15 protein-coding genes are annotated in these 21,232 nt (G+C 63.1%); 9 read left to right on the top strand and 6 right to left on the bottom strand.

The features are described from left to right. The first annotated feature begins 124 nt into the window (after positions 1-124). Positions 125-2,038, top strand: a complete 1,914-nt coding sequence (speA, locus tag HCF10_RS28765; RefSeq protein ID WP_131696705.1) for an arginine decarboxylase — start codon at positions 125-127, stop codon at positions 2,036-2,038. A 49-nt stretch (positions 2,039-2,087) separates the two neighbouring features. Here speA and HCF10_RS28760 read toward each other — a convergent pair whose 3' ends face one another. Next, positions 2,088-3,431 (bottom strand): MATE family efflux transporter, encoded by a 1,344-nt coding sequence (locus tag HCF10_RS28760; RefSeq protein ID WP_167656897.1) that lies wholly within the window; start codon positions 3,429-3,431, stop codon positions 2,088-2,090. Positions 3,432-3,664: 233 nt separating this feature from the next. On the opposite strand from HCF10_RS28760, the gene HCF10_RS28755 reads away from it, so the two are divergent. Beyond that, on the top strand, positions 3,665-8,560 hold the full coding sequence (locus tag HCF10_RS28755) for an alpha-2-macroglobulin family protein (protein ID WP_167656896.1): 4,896 nt from the start codon (positions 3,665-3,667) through the stop codon (positions 8,558-8,560). Positions 8,561-8,698: 138 nt separating this feature from the next. On the opposite strand, the gene HCF10_RS28750 is transcribed toward HCF10_RS28755, so the two are convergent. After that, entirely contained in the window at positions 8,699-8,992 is a 294-nt protein-coding gene (locus tag HCF10_RS28750) for a hypothetical protein (protein WP_027607987.1), read from the bottom strand. A gap of 90 nt (positions 8,993-9,082) precedes the next feature. Between HCF10_RS28750 and pbpC the strand changes: the two genes are divergently transcribed. From pbpC to HCF10_RS28725, 5 genes are all read left to right on the top strand, one after another. Then, positions 9,083-11,413, top strand: coding sequence for a peptidoglycan glycosyltransferase PbpC (gene pbpC, locus HCF10_RS28745; protein WP_167656895.1), 2,331 nt, complete (start codon positions 9,083-9,085; stop codon positions 11,411-11,413). 90 nt (positions 11,414-11,503) lie between these two features. Next, positions 11,504-11,812 carry a MazG-like family protein gene (locus HCF10_RS28740; RefSeq protein WP_131696700.1) on the top strand — a complete coding sequence of 103 codons (309 nt, stop codon included), beginning with the start codon at positions 11,504-11,506 and terminating at the stop codon, positions 11,810-11,812. After that, positions 11,805-12,554, top strand: a complete 750-nt coding sequence (locus tag HCF10_RS28735) for a methyltransferase domain-containing protein (RefSeq protein WP_167656894.1) — start codon at positions 11,805-11,807, stop codon at positions 12,552-12,554. The genes HCF10_RS28740 and HCF10_RS28735 overlap by 8 nt, the downstream gene beginning before the upstream one ends. A 24-nt stretch (positions 12,555-12,578) precedes the next feature. Then, positions 12,579-13,181 carry a DUF4136 domain-containing protein gene (locus tag HCF10_RS28730; RefSeq protein ID WP_167656893.1) on the top strand — a complete coding sequence of 201 codons (603 nt, stop codon included), beginning with the start codon at positions 12,579-12,581 and terminating at the stop codon, positions 13,179-13,181. Between the two features lie 44 nt (positions 13,182-13,225). Further along, on the top strand, positions 13,226-13,783 hold the full coding sequence (locus HCF10_RS28725; RefSeq protein WP_131696697.1) for a DUF4136 domain-containing protein: 558 nt from the start codon (positions 13,226-13,228) through the stop codon (positions 13,781-13,783). Between the two features lie 3 nt (positions 13,784-13,786). Here the strand turns inward: HCF10_RS28725 and HCF10_RS28720 are convergent, their stop codons facing one another. Both HCF10_RS28720 and HCF10_RS28715 read right to left on the bottom strand, forming a co-directional pair. Beyond that, positions 13,787-14,665 carry a MaoC family dehydratase gene (locus tag HCF10_RS28720; protein ID WP_145336093.1) on the bottom strand — a complete coding sequence of 293 codons (879 nt, stop codon included), beginning with the start codon at positions 14,663-14,665 and terminating at the stop codon, positions 13,787-13,789. Between the two features lie 2 nt (positions 14,666-14,667). Next, on the bottom strand, positions 14,668-16,011 hold the full coding sequence (locus HCF10_RS28715; RefSeq protein ID WP_145336095.1) for a 3-oxoacyl-ACP reductase: 1,344 nt from the start codon (positions 16,009-16,011) through the stop codon (positions 14,668-14,670). Positions 16,012-16,114: 103 nt separating this feature from the next. On the opposite strand from HCF10_RS28715, the gene HCF10_RS28710 reads away from it, so the two are divergent. Together HCF10_RS28710 and HCF10_RS28705 are read left to right on the top strand one after the other, a co-directional pair. Further along, positions 16,115-17,392 (top strand): acetyl-CoA C-acetyltransferase, encoded by a 1,278-nt coding sequence (locus tag HCF10_RS28710; RefSeq protein ID WP_167656892.1) that lies wholly within the window; start codon positions 16,115-16,117, stop codon positions 17,390-17,392. Positions 17,393-17,525: 133 nt separating this feature from the next. Then, positions 17,526-18,425: a PA4780 family RIO1-like protein kinase gene (locus HCF10_RS28705; RefSeq protein ID WP_131696677.1), complete on the top strand. Its 900-nt coding sequence runs from the start codon at positions 17,526-17,528 to the stop codon at positions 18,423-18,425. A 159-nt stretch (positions 18,426-18,584) separates the two neighbouring features. On the opposite strand, the gene cueR is transcribed toward HCF10_RS28705, so the two are convergent. Further along, positions 18,585-18,986, bottom strand: coding sequence for a Cu(I)-responsive transcriptional regulator (cueR, locus tag HCF10_RS28700; protein WP_131696676.1), 402 nt, complete (start codon positions 18,984-18,986; stop codon positions 18,585-18,587). After that, on the bottom strand, positions 18,983-21,199 hold the full coding sequence (locus HCF10_RS28695) for a heavy metal translocating P-type ATPase (protein WP_167656891.1): 2,217 nt from the start codon (positions 21,197-21,199) through the stop codon (positions 18,983-18,985). Before HCF10_RS28695 ends, cueR begins: the two co-directional genes overlap by 4 nt. Between the last annotated feature and the right edge of the window lie 33 nt (positions 21,200-21,232).

Genomic DNA, 21,232 nt, shown 5'->3' with positions numbered 1-21,232 from the left:
GTCTAAACTCTGTCCTGCGAGTGGGGTCTACCTTGCTTACAGGCAAATCGTCATTTTCATTCTTTAGACTGCGCCAGCCTCGAACGCGAGGCGGCGCCTTCGCCTTCATTTATAGGGGACTTCGATGTCCGTACGACGCACACGCAAAGACGATGGCAGCCAATGGACAGTTGCGGACAGCCGCAGTGTTTACGGGATTCGCCATTGGGGGGCCGGGTATTTCGCGATCAATGATGCCGGTCGCGTTGAAGTCCGTCCGAACGGCCCGAACAGCACGCCTGTCGACCTGTACGAACAAGTCGACCAGTTGCGCAAGAGCGGCCTGTCGTTGCCATTGCTGGTGCGCTTCCCCGATATCCTGCAAGACCGTGTCCGCCAGTTGACCGGTGCCTTTGACGCCAACATCGAGCGCCTGGAATACCAGAGCAAGTACACCGCGCTGTACCCGATCAAAGTGAACCAGCAGGAAGCGGTGATCGAAAACATCATCGCCACCCAGAACGTGTCTATCGGTCTGGAAGCCGGTTCCAAGCCTGAGCTGCTGGCCGTACTGGCCCTGGCGCCGAAGGGCGGCACCATCGTCTGCAACGGTTATAAAGACCGCGAGTTCATCCGCCTGGCGCTGATGGGCCAAAAGCTCGGCCACAACGTATTTATCGTGATCGAGAAAGAATCCGAAGTTGAACTGGTGATCGAAGAGGCCGCCAGCCTCAAGGTAAAGCCACAGGTTGGCCTGCGTGTGCGGCTGTCGTCCCTGGCGTCAAGCAAATGGGCGGACACCGGTGGCGAGAAGTCCAAGTTCGGTTTGTCGGCGGCGCAACTGCTGTCGGTGGTCGAGCGCTTCCGCGCGGCGGGCCTGGACCAGGGCATCCGCCTGCTGCACTTCCACATGGGTTCGCAGATCGCCAACCTGGCCGACTACCAGCATGGGTTCAAGGAAGCCATTCGTTACTACGGCGAATTGCGTAACCTCGGCCTGCCGGTGGACCACATCGACGTGGGCGGCGGCCTGGGCGTGGATTACGACGGTACTCACTCGCGTAACGCCAGCTCGATCAACTACGACATGGACGACTACGCCGGTGTGGTCGTGGGCATGCTCAAGGAATTCTGCGACGCGCAGAGCCTGCCGCACCCGAATATCTTCTCCGAAAGCGGCCGCTCCCTGACCGCCCACCACGCCATGCTGGTGGTGCAGGTGACCGACGTCGAGAAACACAACGACGAAATCCCGGTCATCGAAAACAAGGAAAGCCTGCCTGAAACCGTGCAATGGCTGGTAGACCTGCTCGGCCCGACCGACATCGAAATGGTCACCGAAACCTACTGGCGCGCCACTCACTACATGAGCGACGTGGCCACCCAGTATGCCGACGGCAAACTGACCCTGGCCGAGAAAGCCCTGGCCGAACAGTGCTACTTCGCCGTGTGCCGTCGCCTGCATAACTCGCTCAAAGCCCGCCAGCGCTCGCACCGCCAGGTGCTGGACGAACTCAACGACAAGCTGGCCGACAAGTACATCTGCAACTTCTCCGTGTTCCAGAGCCTGCCGGACACCTGGGCCATCGGCCAGGTCCTGCCGATTTTGCCGCTGCACCGCCTCGACGAAGAACCGCTGCGCCGCGCGGTGCTGCAAGACCTGACCTGCGACTCCGACGGCAAGATCAAGCAATACGTCGACGAGCAGAGCATCGAGACCAGCCTGCCGGTCCACGCCTTGAACGACGGTGAAGACTACCTGCTGGGTATCTTCCTGGTTGGCGCCTATCAGGAAATCCTTGGCGACATGCACAACCTGTTCGGCGACACCGACTCGGTGAACATCTATCAGCGCGAAGACGGCTCGGTGTACAGCGCCGGCATCGAGACCCACGACACCATCGAAGACATGCTGCGCTATGTGCACTTGTCGCCGGAGGAGTTGATGACTCACTACCGTGACAAGTGCGCCAGCGCGAAGATCAGTGCCAGTGAGCGTACGCAGTTCCTCGACGCGTTGCGTCTTGGCTTGACTCGTTCTTCCTACTTGTCCTCGTAAAAAATGTGGAAGGGGGCTTGCCCCCCTTCCACATTAGGATTGCATTTCTTCAGTTAACCCCCAGCCACAGCCCCTGCCGATTCAGACGCCAGGCTATCGCCCACAGCGTCAGGCTGCGCACTGCCATGAACAGCAGGAAGGTTATCCACAGCCCGTGGTTACCCAACCCCTGTAATGCCCAAGCGATTGGCAGCGTCAGCAATACCGTCAGCAACATTCCATCGCGCATCTCTCGTGCCCGAGTAGCGCCGATAAACAACCCATCCAACAGATAACTCCACACCGCAATCAACGGCAGTACCGCCAGGTATGGCAGGTAGATATCGGCGGTTTCGCGCACGCTGGGGATATCGGTCTGCATGGCGATAAACAGGTGGCCGGCGACAGTGAAGAGCAGGGCGAAGCCGACGCTGGCGATCAATGACCAGCCGCCGGCAACCACCAGGGAGCGGCGTAAGGATTGGCGATCATGGGCGCCGATGGCATGGCCGCATAGGGCCTCGACCGCGTGGGCCAGACCGTCCAACGCATGAGCGGTCAGTAACAAGCCATTGAGCAATAGAGCATTGGCCGCCACGGTGGCATCGCCCAGGCGTGCGCCTTGCACCGTGATCATGAAAAACACCGACTGCAACGCCAGGCTGCGGATAAAAATGTCGCGGTTCACCGCGAGCAACGGGCGCCAGCTTTCCCAAAGCTTCAACGCGGCCCAGGCGATATGCCCGGGGTAGGCGCGCAGGGCTTTTCGCGTGAGGGCCAGACCGAGCAAGGCGCCGGTCCATTCGGCGATCACCGACGCGCGGGCGGAGCCGACCACACCCCAGTCCAGCCCGAGGACGAACCACAGGTTGAGGGCAATATTCACCAGGTTGGTGGTCAATAGAGTCGCCAGCGGCGCGCGGGCGTTTTGCGTGCCCAGGAACCAGCCCACCAGCGCATAACTGGCCAGCGCGGCAGGCAGGCCGAACAGGCGGGTGTGGAAGAACTCGCGGGTCAGTTGGTTGAGTTCGGGGGAGGGCTGCATCCACTCCAGGGCTAGATGGCTCAGTGGAATGCCGACGGTGCCGAGCAGCATCGCCAACCCCAGCGCCAGCAACAGGCCTTGCAGCAGGATTTGCCGCAGTGCCGCACCATCACTGCGCCCGGCGGCCTGGGCGGCGAAACCGGTGGAGCCCATGCGCAGAAAACCCATGGCCCAGGCGAGGAAGGTATAGAGGCTGGCGCCGACGGCCACGGCGCCCAGTTGGTGGGCGTGGGGCAGGTGGCCGATGACCATGCTGTCGACCAGTGCCACCAACGGCACGGAGATGTTCGAAAGAATCATCGGTGCAGCCAGAGCCCATACACGGCGATGGGTAGGGCGATCGCGCCAGTCGGTCAGTAAGGTGGACATGCAGGCTCCTTGGGGGAGCGGCATTGTAACCGTCCATTGGCACCGCAACAGGGTCAATGTGGAATGGGGCCCCTCCCACATATTAATCTCCAATGTCCGTGGGATTTGGCTGGAACGCGAAACACGCCCAGAACCAAACCACCCTCCGTCGGTCAATGTGACCAGCGCCACATCGGCTTTGCCGACGCTGATATATAGTTCATCCCTCGGTTCCCTCTGACGACGAGTGCCCCATGCTTAACAAAGGATTGTTCCTGGCCTGCGCGCTGGCCCTGCTGAGCGCCTGCGATTCCTCCGATAAACCGGCTGCACCGCCTGCGCCCACCGTGGCGGCAGCGCCGAAACCGGCCAAGGCGGCGGTGGATGTGGCGGCGCTGAAACAGCGTTATGCCGGGCGTGAGCTGAGTGTGGTGGATGTGTCGGAGGTGCAGCTGGACGGGGCCAGCACCTTGTCGGTGAGCTTTTCCATTCCGTTGGATCCGGAGCAGAAGTTTGCCGACAAACTCCATCTGGTCGACAGCAAGTCCGGCAAGGTCGACGGCGCCTGGGAGCTGTCCGATAACCTCATGGAACTGCGTCTGCGCCACCTGGAGCCCCAGCGCAAACTGGTGCTGACGGTGGATGCCGGGGTGAAGGCGGTCAACGCCAACACGCTCGCCGCCGAGTACAGCGCGCGCCTTGAGACCCGCGACCTGCAAGCCACCGTCGGCTTCGCCAGCCGTGGCACGCTGTTGCCGACGCGCCTGGCCGAAGGCCTGCCGGTGATCGCGCTGAACGTCGACAAGATCGACGTTGAGTTCTTTCGGATCAAGCCCGAATCCCTGCCGTCGTTCCTGGCGCAATGGGGGCGCAATACCAGCCTGCAAAGTTATGAATCCCGCGAATTGCTGCCGCTGGCTGACCTGGTCTACGGCGGCCGTTTCGACCTGAACCCGGCGCGCAATACCCGCGAAACGCTGTTGCTGCCGATCGCCGGCCTCAAGCAATTGCAACAGCCGGGTGTGTACCTGGCGGTGATGCGCGCCTCGGGCACCTACAACTATTCGCAACCGGCCACACTGTTTACCTTGAGCGATATTGGCCTGTCGGTGCACCGCTACGCCAATCGCCTGGATGTGTTTACCCAGGCGCTGGAAGGTGGCAAGGCATTGGATGGCGTCGACCTCGAAGTGCTCGATGCCGACGGCCGTGTTTTGGGCCAGGGCAAGACCGAGAAGGGCGGTCACGCTGAACTGCCATTGCCGAAAAAGGCCCAGGTGTTATTGGCCAAACAGGGCGAGCAGACCAGTTTGCTGCGCCTGGACAGCGCCGCCCTTGACCTGGCGGAGTTCGACATTGGCGGCCAACCTTCGCACCCCCTGCAGTTCTTTGTGTTCGGCCCGCGCGACCTGTATCGCCCCGGCGAAACCGTGTTGCTCAACGCCCTGCTGCGCGACAAGGACGGCAACGCCGTCAAGCCGCAACCGGTGAGCGTCGAAGTGCGTCGCCCGGATGAACAGGTGAGCCGCAAGTTTGTATGGGATGCCGACGCCTCCGGCCTCTATCAATATCAACTGCAACTGGCCGGTGAAGCCCCGACCGGGCGCTGGCAGTTGGTGTTCGACCTGGGTGATGGCAAGCCGCAGCTGTATGAATTCCTCGTCGAAGACTTCCTGCCCGAGCGCCTGGCGCTGGAACTCAAGGGCAGCGACACGGCATTGAGCCCGGCGGATAACCCGGTGATTAAGGTCAATGGTCGCTACCTCTATGGTGCGCCGGCGTCGGGCAACCGCGTCAGCGGGCAAGTCTATGTGCGACCGTTGCGCGAAGCGGTCAAGTCGCTGCCGGGTTATCAATTCGGCTCCGTCACCGAAGAAGAACTGAGCCAGGACTTCGAGCTGGACGAAAGCGTACTCGACGCCAAGGGCCAGGAAGAACTGACCCTGGAAAGCAAATGGGCCGACGCCAAATCCCCTCTGCAACTGATCGTGCAAGCCAGCCTGCAAGAGTCGGGTGGGCGGCCGATCACCCGGCGCCTGGTGCAGCCGATCTGGCCGGCCGAGCAATTGCCGGGCCTGCGCGGCCTGTTTGACGGCAAGGAAACCAATGGCGATGGCCCGGCGGAATTCGAAGTGCTGCTGGCCAACCAGGACGGGCAAAAACTCGCCGCGCCAAACCTCAAGGTCCGCCTGGTGCGCGAGCGCCGTGACTACTACTGGAATTACTCGGACAGCGATGGCTGGAGCTATCACTACAACGAGAAATTCCTCAACCTCGACGAACAGACCCTGAACATCAAGGCCGGCGATACCGCCAAGGTCAGCTTCCAGGTGGAGTGGGGCCCGTACCGTGTCGAGGTCGAGGACCCGCAGACCGGGCTGGTCAGCAGCCTGCGTTTCTGGGCCGGTTACCAGGCCCAGGACAACACCGAAGGCGGCGCCGTGCGCCCCGACCAGGTCAAGCTGGCGCTGGATAAACCCGCGTATGGCGACGGCGACACCGCCAACGTCACGGTCACGCCGCCGGCTGCCGGTAAAGGTTACCTGCTGGTGGAATCCGCCGAAGGGCCGCTGTGGTGGCAGGAAATCGACGTGCCGGCCGAGGGCAAAAGTTTTGCTGTGAAGCTCGACCCGAAATGGTCGCGCCATGACCTGTACGTCAGCGCCCTGGTGATTCGCCCAGGTGAGCGCAAAGCCAATATCACCCCGAAACGCGCGGTGGGCCTGCTGCATCTGCCGCTGGATCGCACCCAGCGCAAGCTTGGCGTGACCCTGACCGCGCCGGAAAAAATGCGTCCCAAACAACCGCTGACGGTGAAGATTGCCGCCAAGAATGCCGATGGCAGCGTACCGAAACAGGTGCACGTGCTGGTGGCGGCGGTGGACGTGGGCATCCTCAATATCACCGAGTATCCGACACCGGATCCGTACTCCAGCCTGTTCGGCCGCAAGGCTTACGGCGTGGACCAGTTCGACATCTACGGCCAATTGATCGAAGCCGGGCAGGGCCGCCTGGCCAGCCTGGCTTTTGGCGGTGACGCCGCGCTGGCCAAGGGTGGCAAGCGCCCGGACACCAGCGTGACCATCGTTGCCCTGCAAAGCGCGCCGGTGACCTTGAATGAGCAGGGCGAGGGTGAGGTCAGCGTCAATATCCCCGACTTCAACGGCGAACTGCGCCTGATGGCCCAGGCCTGGAGCGATGACCGCTACGGCATGGCCGAAGGCAAGACCGTGATCGCAGCACCGCTGATCGCTGAGCTGTCGGCACCGCGCTTCCTCGCTGGCGGTGACCAGACAACGTTGGCCCTGGACCTGTCCAACCTGTCGGGCAAGGCGCAGAAACTCGACGTGCAATTGAGTGCCGAAGGGCAGTTGGAGCTGGTCAACGGTGGTGCTCAAACCGTCGAACTCAAGCAAGGCCAGCGCACCACCCTGCGTATCCCGGTGAAAGCCTGGGGGGGCTTGGGTCAAGGCAAGGTGAAGGTCACCGTCAATGGCCTGGACCTGCCCGGTGAGAACCTCCCGCCGTTCAGCCGCGAATGGTCCCTGGGCGTGCGTCCGGCCTACCCGGCGTTGCTCAAGCATTACCGCGCGGTGCTCAAGGGTGAGCCGTGGAGCCTGCCAGTGGGCACACTTGATCAGTTCGATGCCTCGGGGCGTCAGGCGCTGCTGAGCCTGTCGAGCCGGCCACCGCTGAACCTCGGCGCGCAGATCTCGGCACTCAAGGCCTACCCCTATGGTTGCCTGGAGCAGACCGCCAGTGGTTTGTACCCGTCGCTGTATGCCGACGATGCGTTGCTCAAGCGCCTGAGTATCAAGGGTGAGCCGGGTGCCGAGCGCAAACGCAAGATTGAGCTGGGCATCGAGCGCCTGCTGGGCATGCAACGCTACAACGGCAGCTTCGGTTTGTGGGGCGCGGACGGCGAAGAGGAATATTGGCTGACGGCCTATGTCACCGACTTCCTGTTGCGTGCCCGTGACCAGGGCTTCGCGGTACCGCCCGAAGCGTTGAAGAAAGCCAGCGAGCGCCTGCTGCGTTATGTGCAGGAACGCAATCTGATCGAAGTCGACTACAGCGACAACGCCGACCACACGCGCTTTGCCGTGCAGGCCTACGCCGGCATGGTGCTGGCGCGCAGTCAGCAGGCGCCGTTGGGCGCATTGCGCAGTATTTTCGAGCGACGCAGCGACGCGCGCTCCGGGTTGCCGTTGGTGCAACTGGCCATCGCCTTGCAGAAGATGGGTGACCAGCCGCGCGCGGATCAAGCCTTGCTGGCCGGCCTGGCGGCGCAACGCAGCGCCAAAGAATGGCTGGCGGACTACGGCAGCCCGCTGCGCGATCAGGCGATGATCCTGGCGTTGCTGGAAGAAAACGACTTGGCCAAGGGCAAGCGTGAGGAGCGTTTGTTTACCCTGTCGGACCAATTGGCAGCCAGCCCGTACCTGTCGACCCAGGAGCGCAATTCGCTGTTCCTGGCCGGGCGCCTCGGGTTTGCCAAGCCGGAGTCGGACTGGCAGGTGTCCCTGACCGGCAGTGGCGGTGTGCATGAGTTGAATAATCAGCAATCGACCCTGGAGCTCGAAGGCAAGCTGCTGTCCAGCGACCTGGCCTTGAGCAATCAGGGGGATACGCCGGTGTACCAGCAACTGACAATCTCGGGTTATCCACAGCTGCCGCCGGCGCCGGGCGGCGACAACCTGAGCATCCGCCGTGAATACCTGGGCATGAATGGCCAACCGCTGAACCTGCGCAACCTCAATAGCGGCGACCTGGTGCTGGTGCACCTTGCCGTGAGCGCCAAGCAGCGCGTGCCGGATGCCTTGGTGGTCGACCTGTTGCCTGCGGGCCTGGAGCTGGAAAACCAGAACCTGGCACAAAGCGCGGCCAGCCTGGAAAACGCCAGCAGTCAGGTGAAGGAGTGGCGCGAGTCGATGCAGAACGCGGCGCTCAAGCATCAGGAGTTTCGTGATGACCGTTACGTAGCGGCCATCAACCTTGACGGTGACGGCACCACGCACTTGCTGTATCTGGCCCGTGCCGTGACACCGGGTACTTACCGCGTGCCACCGCCGCAGGTGGAGTCGATGTACCGGCCGAACTGGCAGGCAGTGGGGGAGACGCCGGCAGACCTGGTGATCAAAGGACGCTGATCTCTCAACTTGGAATCGAAACTAATGTGGGAGGGGGCTTGCTCCCGATAGCGGTGGGTCAGTTGCCAGGTGCATTGACTGAAACACTGCTATCGGGAGCAAGCCCCCTCCCACACAGGATTAGGGGCATTCTTGGGTTTAGTGGACGACCCAACTGAGCAGCCACAGGCCAAGTATCAGCCAGATCACCCCGAAGATGATCGAAGCGCGCATGAAGGCGCGTACGGCCGAGTACAGAAACAGCAGGCCGACGATCAGGGTGAGGATGCTGATGATCGAGGTGTCCATGCCCAACGTGCGTGACAGGCCTTCGACAAAGTTGCCGCCGGCGTGGGTCAAGGCTCCGAACAATCCGCTGAGCCCGTCGACGATAAAGCGGATGACGGAACCGAGCGCCTGGCCCAACCATTCGAAAAAGCTCTCTACCTGCATATGTGTGTCCTGATAAGAAGATGGGCGTATCTGTGCCTTTGGTTGTTATTGCAACAGGCTAGTTCCCTACAAGCATAGAGGTTTGCCCGTTTGAATTTGCGTTTAGTTGCCCGTTGGACCCTCGCGAGCCTGTTGCTGGTGATCGCCCTGCTGTGGCTGGCTGATCGCATCTGGCCCTTGCCGTTGCCCAAGGATGATCTGGCGCGGGTAGTGCTGGCCGAGGATGGCACGCCGTTGTGGCGGTTTGCCGATGCCAACGGCGTGTGGCGTTACCCGGTGCAAACCAGCGAAGTGTCGCCGTATTACCTTGATGCACTGCTCACCTACGAAGACCGCTGGTTCTACCAGCACCCCGGTGTTAACCCGTTGGCGCTGGTGCGGGCGACGTGGCAGAACTTGACGGGCGCGCGGGTGGTGTCGGGCGGCAGTACGTTGTCGATGCAGGTGGCGCGTCTGCTCGACCCGCACTCGCGTACCTTCCACGGCAAGTTGCGCCAACTGTGGCGCACGGCGCAGTTGGAGTGGCACCTGTCCAAGGAACAGATTCTCAACCTGTACCTGAACCGCGCACCGTTTGGCGGCACATTGCAGGGCGTGGCGGCCGCCAGTTGGGCGTATCTGGGCAAGTCCCCGGCACACCTGACCCAAGCCGAAGCGGCCTTGCTCGCGGTCTTGCCCCAGGCGCCGAGTCGCCTGCGTCCGGATCGGCACCCGCAGCGCGCCCAGGAAGCCCGCGACAAAGTCTTGCGCCGCCTCGCCGAGTTCCAGGTGTGGCCGCAGTCGGCGGTGGATGAAGCCCTCGAAGAACCATTGCTGCTCGCGCCGCGCCTGGAGCCCAGCCTGGCGCCGCTGCTCGCCCGCCGCCTGAACCGTCCCGACAGCCCGCCGCTGATTCGCACCACGCTGGATGCAACCCTGCAACGCCGTCTTGAAGACCTGTTGCTGGGCTGGCGTGCGCGGTTGCCGGAACACACCTCTGCCGCGATCCTGGTGGTGGAAGAAGAAAGCATGGCCGTGCGGGCTTATCTGGGGTCTGTGGACATCAACGACGCCAAGCGTTTTGGCCATGTGGACATGATCAGCGCGCTGCGTTCGCCGGGTTCCACCTTGAAGCCCTTCCTGTATGGCATGGCCCTGGACGAGGGCCTGATTCACTCCGAATCGCTGTTGCAGGACGTGCCCCGGCGTTATGGCGATTATCGGCCGGGCAACTTTTCCATGGGCTTTACCGGCGCAGTGCCAGCGAGCACGGCGCTGTCCAGTTCACTGAACCTGCCGGCGGTGCAGCTGTTGGAAGCCTACGGGCCCAAGCGCTTTGCCGCGCAGATGCGCATCGGTGGCGTGCCATTGGCCCTGCCGGCGTTGGCCGAACCCAATCTGGCGCTGATCCTCGGTGGTGCGGGCAGCCGGCTGGAAGATCTGGTCAGCGGCTACAGTGCCTTCGCCCGTGCCGGCAGGAGCGCAACGATTCGATTGCAACCAGACGACACGCTGAGGGAACGGCCATTGCTGTCGCCAGGGGCCGCGTGGATTGTGCGGCGCATCCTCTGTGGCCAGGCGCGGCCTGATCGCGACCCGCGTGCCGAACTGGTGCAGCGCCCGGTCCTGGCCTGGAAAACCGGGACCAGCTACGGCTTTCGCGATGCCTGGGCGATTGGCGTGGGGCCGCGCTATCTGATCGGTGTGTGGATCGGTCGCCCGGACGGCACGCCGGTGCCCGGGCAGTTCGGTTTGGCCTCGGCGGCACCGCTGATGTTGCAGGTGCACGACGTGCTGACCAATCGCGACAGCCAGCGGGGCATCAGCGCGCAGGTTTTACCGGTGCCGGCCAATGTCGGCGTGGCGGCGATCTGTTGGCCGCTGGGCCAGCCCATGAACCGCAGCGATTCGAATTGCCGCCGCCAGCGCTTTGCCTGGACCCTGGACAACACCACACCGCCGACCTTGCAGGCGCTGGATCAACCGTTGAGCGTCGGTTTCATGGAAAGTGTCTGGGTCAACGCCAAGGGCTTGAGGGTGGATGCTCATTGCCCGGGCGCCGTGCCCAGGAACATCGCCCTGTGGCCCGCACCGCTGGAACCGTGGCTGCCGAGAGTCGAGCGCCGGGAAGCGCGGATTCCCGCTGCCGACCCCGATTGCCCACCACCGGCGCTGGCGGCGTCTTCGCCGTTGTCGATTGTCGGCGTGCGCGAAGGCGACCAACTGCGCCTGCCTGCCGCCAGCCGGCAAACCCTGCGCCTGAAACTCTCAGCCCTGGGCGGCAGCGGCCGGCGCTGGTGGTTCCTCAATGGCGCACCACTGGGCGACAGCGCCAACCAGGACTTTATCAACGCCAGCTTCGAACGCTTGGGCCGCTATCAGCTCAGTGTGTTGGATGAGGCCGGTCAAACCGCCAGGCTTGAATTCAGCGTGGTGGATTAGAGCCCCCGATGGCGTCGCTGAGCACACCACCGCTATTCACTTGCCTTCACTCTCCATCCCCCTGAAGCTATACCCCTTCAGGAGCCCCCTATGAACCTCGAACACCTCACCGAACGCCTGCACCGCATCCGCGATACCAACAACTGGAAGCAATTCCACAGCCCGAAAAACCTGGCAATGGCCGCCAGCGTGGAAATGGCCGAACTGGTGGAAATATTCCAGTGGCTCAGCGAAGACCAGTCCCGCCAGTTGCCCGCCGACAAACTCGCCCACGCCGGCCAGGAAGTGGGCGATATCGTGCTGTACCTGCTGTTGCTGTGCAGCGAGCTGGGCCTGGACATGAACGAGGTGGTGCGCGCCAAGCTGGCCGACAGCGAGCGGCGGTTTGCCCATGAGTGACCGGCATTTCGACCAGTTGGCCACGCGCTTCGCCGAGAAAATCTACGGTGGCGCAAAAGGTGCCATTCGCCTGGCGGTACTCCAGGCAGACCTGGCTGAGGCCCTGCCGGACCGGCCGTTGCGCGTGCTGGATATCGGCGCGGGCCTGGGGCATATGTCGCTGTGGCTGGCCGAGCGCGGCCATCAGGTGACCCTGGCCGAACCCGCCGAGCCGATGCTCGAAGGCGCGCGCCAGCGCTTCGCCGAGGCCGGACAGAGCGCCACCTTCATCCATGCGCCCTGGCAAGACCTGCTCGGCCAGATCACCGAGCCCTACGACCTGGTGCTGTGCCATGCCGTGCTGGAATGGCTGGCCGAACCCCACGCGATCCTGCCGGTGCTGCACCAGCTCACGCTGCCCGGTGGCTGGTTGTCGCTGGCGTTCTACAACCGCGATGCGCTGATTTATCGCAACCTGCTCAAAGGCCACTTCCGCAAAATGCGCAAGAATGACATGGCTGGCGAAAAGCAGAGCCTGACCCCGCAACAGCCCCTCGACCCGCGCGAGTTGGCGGCGCAACTCGAAGGGCTTTGGCAGGTCGAAAGCCAAAGTGGCGTGCGGGTATTCCACGACTATATGCCGGTGGAATTCCAGGCCCGCGCGAAGCTACCGGACCTTATCGAGATGGAACTCGCTCACCGTCGTCACCCAAGCTTTGCCGGACTTGGGCGTTATTTGCACTGGATCTGCCGTCCGGTATAAGCGGCCCAGTCTGCGGAGGTCGAAATGCGTCGTCTCTGTTTGATCCTGTTATCCCTCGGACTGGGCGGCTGCTCCAGCCCTAACCCTTACGTGGCGGCGTCTGCGCCCATGCCGCCGGCGCCCGCGCAGGCGGCCACGACCTTCGACGCCAGCGCCTACCCGGCGCCGGTGCGCGACTATGGCGCCTACCGCAATTGGGCCTGGCGCAACGGCCAGTTGCCGGCGGGCACGGCCTGGGCGGATTCGGCGCAAGTCGCCGAGGCGGTCAGCGGTGCCCTTGACCAACGCGGCCTGCGCCCCTTGCACGACAACCGCCCGGCGGACCTGCTGGTGAGCGCCGATGTGCGCCTGGAGAAACGTCTCAAGCAAGTCCAGGACGATTACGGCTACGGATACGGCGGCTATAACCGCTACGGGCCGGGCTACGGCATGTACAACTCGGTGCCGATCGTGCGCACCTATGAAGTGCAAGTGGTGGTGGTGCGCGTCAACCTGTTCGACGCCCGCAGCGGCCAGCCGGTGTGGAGTGCCAGCGCGGAAACCGGCAGCCAGGGCAGCCTCAGCGAGCGCGCCGATGCGTTGCGCCAGGCCGTGCAAAAGGCGATGACGGCGTATCCTCCGAGTTAACAGCTATTCTCATCTAAAGCCCGGTCGCTTGTTGGAGATCAACCATGTTTCGTCGTATCGCTACGCTAGCTTTTGTTGTGCTGCTGGGCGGTTGCCAGACCAGCCAGGTTAACCATGATTTTGATGCCAGCCGCGACTTCGGCGCCTACCGCAGCTGGGCCTGGAAAGACCCGGCACTGCAATACCGCCCCGATGATCCGCGGATCAAGAGCGACCTCACCGAGCAACGCGTCCGCCAGGCGGTGGGCGAACAACTTGATCAACGCGGCCTGCGCCCGGCATCAGCAGGTACCAAGGCTGACCTGAACGTGCAGGCCTACCTGATCGTCGAAGACCGCCAGCAACAAGTCACCACCAACTATGGCGGCGCTTGGGGCGGGCCGTGGAACGGCTACTGGGGCGGACCGATGTACAACGAAACACGCAACATCACCTACAAGGTGGCGACCCTCCAGATCGACCTGCTTGACGGCAAGGACGGCAAGCTGGTGTGGCGCGGCAGTGATGAACAGATGATGAGCAGCACGCCCAACCCGCAGGATCGTGATAACGCGATCCGTACGACGGTGGCCCGCATCCTCTCCAGCTATCCCCCACGCTGACAATCAGTCCGCGCCCGCTTCAGGGGCGGCAAGCGCTGCTATCGGTTGCCATGTGCCTACCATGTGCTCAATATCGCCGGCCCCTTTCAATAACAGCTCTCCGCTGGAACCGGCGGCGCTGGCCAGCAATGTCACCTCACTGGGCAGGCGCACCGGTTTCCTGAATTCGACGTCTATTTCGATATTGGCGGCCGGCAAGTGTTCGCCCAAGGCGGCGAGGGTGTGCGCCTTGTTCCACAGTCCGTGGGCGATGGCCTGGGGGAAGCCGAACAGTCTGGCGGTCAGGGCGCTGAGGTGGATCGGGTTGTAGTCGCCGGATACTCTCGCGTAGCGGCGGCCGATATCGGCTGGGGCCTTCCAGCGAGTCAATTCGCTGATCTCGGCGGGGCTGGGACGGGCATCATCGGTCGCTTCGCCTTCGAGCTTTACACCCCGGCACAGCATACGGCTCTCGGCTTCCCACAGCAGGCCGAGAGAGTCTTCAACCGTGGTGACCACTTCAAAGGTCGCGCCCTTTGGGTGGGGCTTGAGGTTCTGCGTGTGCACGCCGATGGACAATTCGCTGACACCGCCCAGCGGGCGATGGATGCGGATGCGGTTGCTCAGGTGAATCAACCCCAGCAGCGGGAAGGGAAACTTTTTGTCGGTGAGCAACTGCATTTGCAGACCGAACGCGAGGATGTGCGGATAAGTTGCCGGCAGCAGGGGGCTCTCGGTAAACCCGCAGACTTTGCGGTACGCCGCCACCTGCTTGGGGTCGACGCTCACCCGGCAGCGCAACCCTTGCTCGGGCAGCGTGTTGCCGGTGATCTTGCGCTTGAGCGCCGCTCGCCAATACAACGGCGGCAGAAACGGCGTACTGCCTAAGGTTTGCCAATCCATGCTCATGCTCCCAACAGACTTTGGCCACACACCCGCAGCGCTTGGCCGCTGACCGCACCGGACCCCGGCTGGCCCAGCCAGGCCACGGCTTCGGCGACGTCCTGCGGCAAACCGCCCTGGCCCAGCGAGCTCATGCGGCGTCCGGCTTCACGCAGTGCAAATGGAATATGCGCGGTCATCTGGGTTTCGATAAAGCCTGGGGCTACGGCGTTGATACTGATCCCGCGTTCTTCCAATAACGGCGCCCATGCCTGCACCAGGCCGATCAAACCGGCCTTGCTCGCGGCATAGTTGGTTTGCCCACGGTTGCCGGCGATGCCGCTGATGGAGGCCAGCACCACCACGCGGGCGTTGTCGTGCAGGGTGCCGCTGTCGAGGAGTGCCTTGGTCAGCACTTGCGGGGCATTGAGATTGACCGCCAGCACCGCGTCCCAGTATTCCGGGGTCATGTTGGCCAGGGTTTTGTCACGGGTGATCCCGGCGTTGTGCACCAGGATGTCGAGGCCGTCGGGCAGGTGTTCGATCAACTGGCCGGCGGCGTCTGCGGCGCAGATGTCCAGCACGATTGTGCGCGCACCCAGGCGTGCGGCCAGGGCTTCGAGGTCGGACTTGGCCTGGGGCACGTCGAGCAGGATCACTTCGGCGCCGTCGCGGGCCAGGGTTTCGGCGATGGACGCGCCAATGCCACGGGCTGCGCCGGTGACCAATGCCTTGCGCCCGGCGAGGGGGCGGGTCCAGTCTTCGACGGGCGTGGCACAGGCCTTCAGGCGAATCACCTGGCCGGAGATATAGGCGCTTTTCGGTGACAGAAAAAAGCGCAGTGCGCCTTCCAGTTGGTCTTCGGCACCGTCGCCGACGTAGAGCAATTGCAACACGCCGCCGTTGCGCAGCTCCTTGGCCAGGGACCGGCTGAAACCTTCAAGGGCGCGCTGGGCGCTGGCGGCGAACGGGTCGCTGAGACTCTCGGGTGCACGGCCAAGAATCACCAGGTGGGCACTGTTATCCAGGTTTTTCAGCAACGGTTGGAAAAACTCACGCAGTTGCTTGAGCTGGTCGGTGTGGTGGAGGTCGCTGGCATCGAACACCACGGCCTTGAGCTTGGGGCCGTGGCCGGGAATCCACGTCGACGCCTCGGCGCCGTAGGTGTAAATGGCGTCGGTGAGCTTGTTGGCAAACGCCTGTACGTTGCTTGCCAGCGCGCCACCTCCCAGCAGCAATGCACCTTCCACCGGACGCAGGCGCCCGGCTTGCCAGCGTTCCAGGCGTACCGGTGACGGCAGGCCAAGGGCGGCGACCAGGCGATGGCCGAGGCTTGAGTTGGCGAAGTCGATATAACGGTCAGACATGGAACGCTCTCCGAAGGCTGGGGTTCAAAGGGTTGACCATCCCAGGGTAGCAGTCGTTCGACTAGGCTCAGTTATCCAGACCACAACCGACAGGGAGCTTTCCATGACTCAATTGCGCCGTGTAGCGATCATTGGCGGTAACCGCATTCCCTTCGCCCGCTCCAATGGCCCTTACGCCACGGCAAGCAATCAGGCGATGCTGACCGCGGCCTTGGAGGGCCTGATCGAACGCTACAACCTGCACGGCCTGCGCATGGGCGAGGTGGCCGCCGGCGCGGTGCTCAAGCATTCCCGTGACTTCAACCTCACCCGTGAATGCGTGCTCGGTTCACGCCTGTCGCCGCAAACCCCCGCCTATGACATTCAGCAGGCATGCGGCACGGGACTCGAGGCGGCGTTGCTGGTGGCCAACAAGATCGCCCTGGGCCAGATTGAATGCGGGATTGCCGGTGGGGTGGATACCACCTCCGACGCCCCTATCGGCGTGAATGAAGGGCTGCGCAAGATCCTGCTGCAAGCCAATCGCAGCAAATCCATGGCGGATAAGTTAAAAGTCTTGTTACAACTTCGCCCCCATCACCTCAAGCCCGAGCTGCCGCGTAACGGCGAGCCGCGCACCGGTTTGTCCATGGGCCAGCATTGCGAATTGATGGCCCAGACCTGGCAGATTCCCCGTGTCGAGCAGGATCAACTCGCCCTCGAGAGCCACCAGAAAATGGCCGCTGCCTATGCCGAAGGCTGGCATAACGATCTGCTCACGCCGTTTCTGGGCCTGACCCGCGATAACAACCTGCGCCCCGACCTGAGCCTGGAGAAACTCGCCGCACTCAAGCCTGCGTTCGAACGCAGCGAAAAAGGCACGCTCACGGCCGGCAATTCCACACCGCTCACCGACGGCGCATCCCTGGTGCTGTTGGGCAGCGAGGCGTGGGCCCAGGCGCGTGGTTTGCCGATCCTGGCCTACCTGCGCGATGGCGAGGCGGCGGCGGTGGATTTCGTCAACGGCGCCGAAGGCCTGCTGATGGCGCCGGTGTATGCGGTGCCACGTTTGCTGGCGAGGAATGGCCTGACGCTGCAGGACTTTGATTACTACGAGATTCATGAAGCCTTCGCTGCCCAGGTGTTGTGCACGCTCAAGGCGTGGGAGGATGCGGATTACTGCAAGACGCGCCTCGGGCTGGACGCACCGTTAGGGGCCATCGATCGCAGCCGCCTGAACGTCAAAGGCAGTTCGCTGGCGGCCGGTCACCCGTTTGCCGCCACCGGTGGGCGCATTGTCGCCAACCTGGCCAAGCTGCTCGACGCGGCGGGCAAGGGGCGCGGGCTGATTTCGATCTGCGCCGCCGGCGGGCAGGGCGTGACGGCGATCATCGAACGTTGAATTCGCCGAAATTGGCATATTGGATGCATTCTTGAGTGGTCAGAGGTCGGTAGCCCCTCCCACCGGCGAGCCGATTGCCGTATAACGAGTGCCATACGCGTATTTGGTAATAAAGGACCCACAATAAAAGCTGATGAAGACTCCTAAACGCATTGAACCCCTGATCGAAGACGGTCTGGTCGACGAAGTGCTGCGCCCACTCATGAGTGGTAAAGAAGCAGCTGTTTATGTGGTGCGCTGCGGCAATGAATTGCGTTGCGCCAAGGTTTACAAGGAGGCGAACAAACGAAGTTTTCGTCAAGCGTCCGAATACCAGGAAGGCCGTAAGGTCCGTAACAGCCGGCAGGCCCGGGCCATGGCCAAGGGCTCAAAATTCGGCAAGAAAGAAACCGAAGATGCCTGGCAGAACGCCGAAGTAGCGGCGTTGTTCCGTCTGGCCGGTGCGGGCGTTCGCGTGCCCAAGCCGTACGACTTCCTCGAAGGCGTGTTGTTGATGGAACTGGTGGCCGACGAGTACGGCGATGCGGCGCCACGCCTGAATGACGTGACCTTGGAGCCGGACCAGGCGCGTGAATACCACGCCTTCCTGATTTCCCAGATCGTGCTGATGCTGTGTACCGGCCTGGTGCACGGTGACTTGTCCGAGTTCAACGTACTGCTCACGCCGACCGGTCCGGTCATTATCGACCTGCCCCAGGCGGTGGATGCGGCGGGCAACAACCACGCGTTCAACATGCTGGAGCGGGATGTGGGCAACATGGCTTCCTACTTCGGGCGTTTTGCCCCGGAGTTGAAGAAGACCAAGTACGCCAAGGAAATGTGGGCGCTCTACGAAGCCGGCACCTTGCACCCGGCCAGTGTATTGACCGGCGAGTTCGACGAGCCGGAAGAGCTGGCGGACGTGGGCGGTGTGATCCGCGAGATCGAAGCGGCGCGGCTGGATGAAGAACGGCGCCAGGCTGTTCGGGCGGCAGATGATGCGCCACCGAGCAAAGCGTCGGAAGAACCACCACCGCCGCCCTGGATGCAGTGATCTTCGGGTACATGAAGATCAAAATGTGGGAGGGGCGGTGCGACGATTCGACTTGCTCCCGATGGCAGTGTGTCAGTCTCTATATCTGTAACTGACACACCGCCATCGGGAGCAAGCCCTCTCCCACATTTGGTTTTGCATGCATTCAGATAGATTCCGTCACGCGCAGCAGCTTCCCGACGCCAACTCCTTGAGAATCGGACAATCCGGCCGGTGATCACCCTGGCAGTGTTCGACCAGGTCCTGCAACGTATCGCGCAGTTGCCCCAACTCCAGAATCTTCTGGTTCAGCTCATCGATATGTTGGCGCGCCAAGGCTTTCACATCGGCGCTGGCTCGCTGCCGGTCCTGCCACAGGGTCAGCAGTTTGCCGACCTCTTCCAATGAAAACCCCAGGTCCCGCGAGCGTTTGATAAACGCCAGGGTGTGCAGGTCATCGGCGCCGTAGATGCGGTAGCCGCTGTCGGTGCGATGGGCCGCTTTGAGCAGGCCGATGGATTCGTAGTAGCGAATCATCTTCGCGCTCAGCCCGCTTTGCCGGGCGGCTTGGCCGATGTTCATGGGCGTTGATCCTCCAAATCTGACGGTTTCCAAGTGCTTGGTTTCCAGGTTTTCAACAGCAAGGCATTGCTCACGACGCTGACGCTGGACAAGGCCATGGCCGCGCCCGCGAGCACCGGGTTGAGCAGGCCGAACGCGGCCAGGGGAATGCCGATCAAGTTATACACAAAGGCCCAGAACAGGTTCTGGCGGATTTTGGCGTAGGTCTTGCGGCTTATCTCCAGGGCGGCCGGGACCAGGCGTGGGTCGCCGCGCATCAGGGTGATACCGGCGGCATGCATGGCCACGTCGGTGCCGCCGCCCATGGCGATACCGATATCGGCGGCGGCCAGGGCCGGCGCGTCGTTGATGCCGTCGCCCACCATGGCTACCACGCCGGTTTTTTTCAGTTCGGCGACGGTGGCGGCTTTATCGGCTGGCAGGACTTCGGCGTGTACGTCGTCGATGCCCAACGCTTCGGCGACGACGCGGGCGCTGCCGCGATTGTCGCCGGTGAGCAAGTGACTGCTGATGTGTCGGGCCTTGAGTTGTGCCACCGCTTCCAGCGCGCCAGGCTTGAGCGTGTCACCAAAGGCAAACAGCCCGAGCACACGCGGTTGCGCGCCTTGCTCGATCAGCCAGGACAAGGTGCGGCCCTCGGCTTCCCAGGCCGTGGCGGAGTCGGCCAGCCCACCCGCGTCCAGGCCGCTTTCTTCCAGCAGGCGCCGATTTCCCAACGCCAGTTGGCGCCCGTCGAGGCTACCGGCAATGCCGCGCCCGGTCAGGGATTGGCTGGCACTTACATCCGCCACCGTCAGCCCTTGCTCGCTGCACGCATCCAGCACGGCCTTGGCCAGCGGGTGCTCGCTGCCGCGTTGCAGCGCGCCGGCCTGTTGCAGCAGCAAGGCTTCATTGCCATCCACCGCGACCAAGTGGGCGATTTTTGGCGTGCCGGAGGTGAGGGTGCCGGTCTTGTCGAACACCACGGTGCTCACTTCATGGGCGCGCTCCAGCGCTTCGGCGTCCTTGATCAGGATGCCGTAGCGTGCGGCGACGCCGGTGCCGGCCATGATGGCGGTCGGTGTGGCCAGCCCGAGGGCGCAGGGGCAGGCGATCACCAGCACCGCCACGGCGTTGATGATCGCGGTCTCCAGCGGCGCACCGTATAACCACCACCCCACCAGCGTAATCAACGCCAGCACCAGCACGGTCGGCACGAATACCTGGCTGACTTTATCCACCAGCTTCTGGATCGGTGCCTTGGCGGCCTGGGCGTCTTCCACCAGGCGGATGATGCGTGCCAGTACGCTTTCGGCACCGAGTGCGGTGGTGCGCACCAGCAGGCGGCCTTCGCCATTGATGGCGCCGCCGGTCACGGCGTCGCCAGGTTGTTTCGGCACCGGCAGGCTTTCGCCGCTGATCAGCGCTTCATCGGCATGGCTTTGGCCTTCTACCACTTCGCCGTCCACCGGGAACCGCTCGCCGGGTTTGACCAGCACCCGGTCATCGAGCTTGAGCGCGCTGATGGCGACATCGTCCTCGCGGCCATCCTGTACACGAATGGCGCGTTCAGGGCGCAGGGCTTCCAGGGCGCGGATAGCGCTGGCGGTCTGGCGTTTGGCGCGGCTCTCCAGGTATTTACCGAGCAACACCAGGGCGATCACCACGGCCGACGCTTCGAAGTACAGATGGGGCATGGTGCCCACGGGCGCGGTCAGCCATTCATAGAGACTCAAGCCGTAACCGGCGCTGGTGCCGATGGCCACCAGCAGGTCCATATTGCCAGCGCCGGCACGCACGGCTTTCCACGCCGCGATATAGAAACGCGCGCCGAAGATGAATTGCACAGGGGTCGCCAGGGCGAATTGCACCCAGGCCGGCAGCATCCAGTGCAGGCCGAAGGGTTGTACCAGCATCGGCAAAACCAGAGGCAATGCCAGCACTATCGCCAGCACCAGCGACCAGCGCTCGCGGTGCAGGCGTTGGGCCTGATCGGCTTCGGTCTTGGTTTCGCTTTGCGGCAGGCTGGCGGTGTAGCCGGCTTTGTCGACGGCGGCGATCAGCACGGCCGGATCGATCTGGCCCAGCACTTCGACGTGCGCGCGCTCGTTGGCCAGGTTGACGCTGACGCTTTGCACCCCCGGCACTTTGCCCAGTGCGCGCTCGACACGCCCGGCACAGCTGGCGCAGGTCATGCCGCCGATGGGCAGGTCAAAGGTGGTGGGTCCATTCATGGGGCAGTCCTCCAGAGAAGTTGCCCCTAGGAT

This window comes from Pseudomonas sp. B14(2022) (assembly GCF_012030485.1).
Taxonomy (GTDB): domain Bacteria; phylum Pseudomonadota; class Gammaproteobacteria; order Pseudomonadales; family Pseudomonadaceae; genus Aquipseudomonas.
Note: the sequence above shows the minus strand (reverse complement) of the source record. Positions and strands in the feature narration are given on the sequence as shown.

What these genes read in the sequence shown, in the direction of transcription:
- HCF10_RS28755 (WP_167656896.1), top strand. Translation starts at nt 3,665, where the DNA reads ATGCTTAACAAAGGATTGTTCCTGGCCTGCGCGCTGGCCCTGCTGAGC.
- HCF10_RS28740 (WP_131696700.1), top strand. Translation starts at nt 11,504, where the DNA reads ATGAACCTCGAACACCTCACCGAACGCCTGCACCGCATCCGCGATACC.
- HCF10_RS28750 (WP_027607987.1), bottom strand. Translation starts at nt 8,992, where the DNA reads ATGCAGGTAGAGAGCTTTTTCGAATGGTTGGGCCAGGCGCTCGGTTCC.
- cueR (WP_131696676.1), bottom strand. Translation starts at nt 18,986, where the DNA reads ATGAACATCGGCCAAGCCGCCCGGCAAAGCGGGCTGAGCGCGAAGATG.
- HCF10_RS28730 (WP_167656893.1), top strand. Translation starts at nt 12,579, where the DNA reads ATGCGTCGTCTCTGTTTGATCCTGTTATCCCTCGGACTGGGCGGCTGC.
- HCF10_RS28705 (WP_131696677.1), top strand. Translation starts at nt 17,526, where the DNA reads ATGAAGACTCCTAAACGCATTGAACCCCTGATCGAAGACGGTCTGGTC.
- HCF10_RS28760 (WP_167656897.1), bottom strand. Translation starts at nt 3,431, where the DNA reads ATGTCCACCTTACTGACCGACTGGCGCGATCGCCCTACCCATCGCCGT.
- speA (WP_131696705.1), top strand. Translation starts at nt 125, where the DNA reads ATGTCCGTACGACGCACACGCAAAGACGATGGCAGCCAATGGACAGTT.
- HCF10_RS28715 (WP_145336095.1), bottom strand. Translation starts at nt 16,011, where the DNA reads ATGTCTGACCGTTATATCGACTTCGCCAACTCAAGCCTCGGCCATCGC.
- HCF10_RS28710 (WP_167656892.1), top strand. Translation starts at nt 16,115, where the DNA reads ATGACTCAATTGCGCCGTGTAGCGATCATTGGCGGTAACCGCATTCCC.
- HCF10_RS28720 (WP_145336093.1), bottom strand. Translation starts at nt 14,665, where the DNA reads ATGGATTGGCAAACCTTAGGCAGTACGCCGTTTCTGCCGCCGTTGTAT.
- HCF10_RS28725 (WP_131696697.1), top strand. Translation starts at nt 13,226, where the DNA reads ATGTTTCGTCGTATCGCTACGCTAGCTTTTGTTGTGCTGCTGGGCGGT.
- HCF10_RS28735 (WP_167656894.1), top strand. Translation starts at nt 11,805, where the DNA reads ATGAGTGACCGGCATTTCGACCAGTTGGCCACGCGCTTCGCCGAGAAA.
- HCF10_RS28695 (WP_167656891.1), bottom strand. Translation starts at nt 21,199, where the DNA reads ATGAATGGACCCACCACCTTTGACCTGCCCATCGGCGGCATGACCTGC.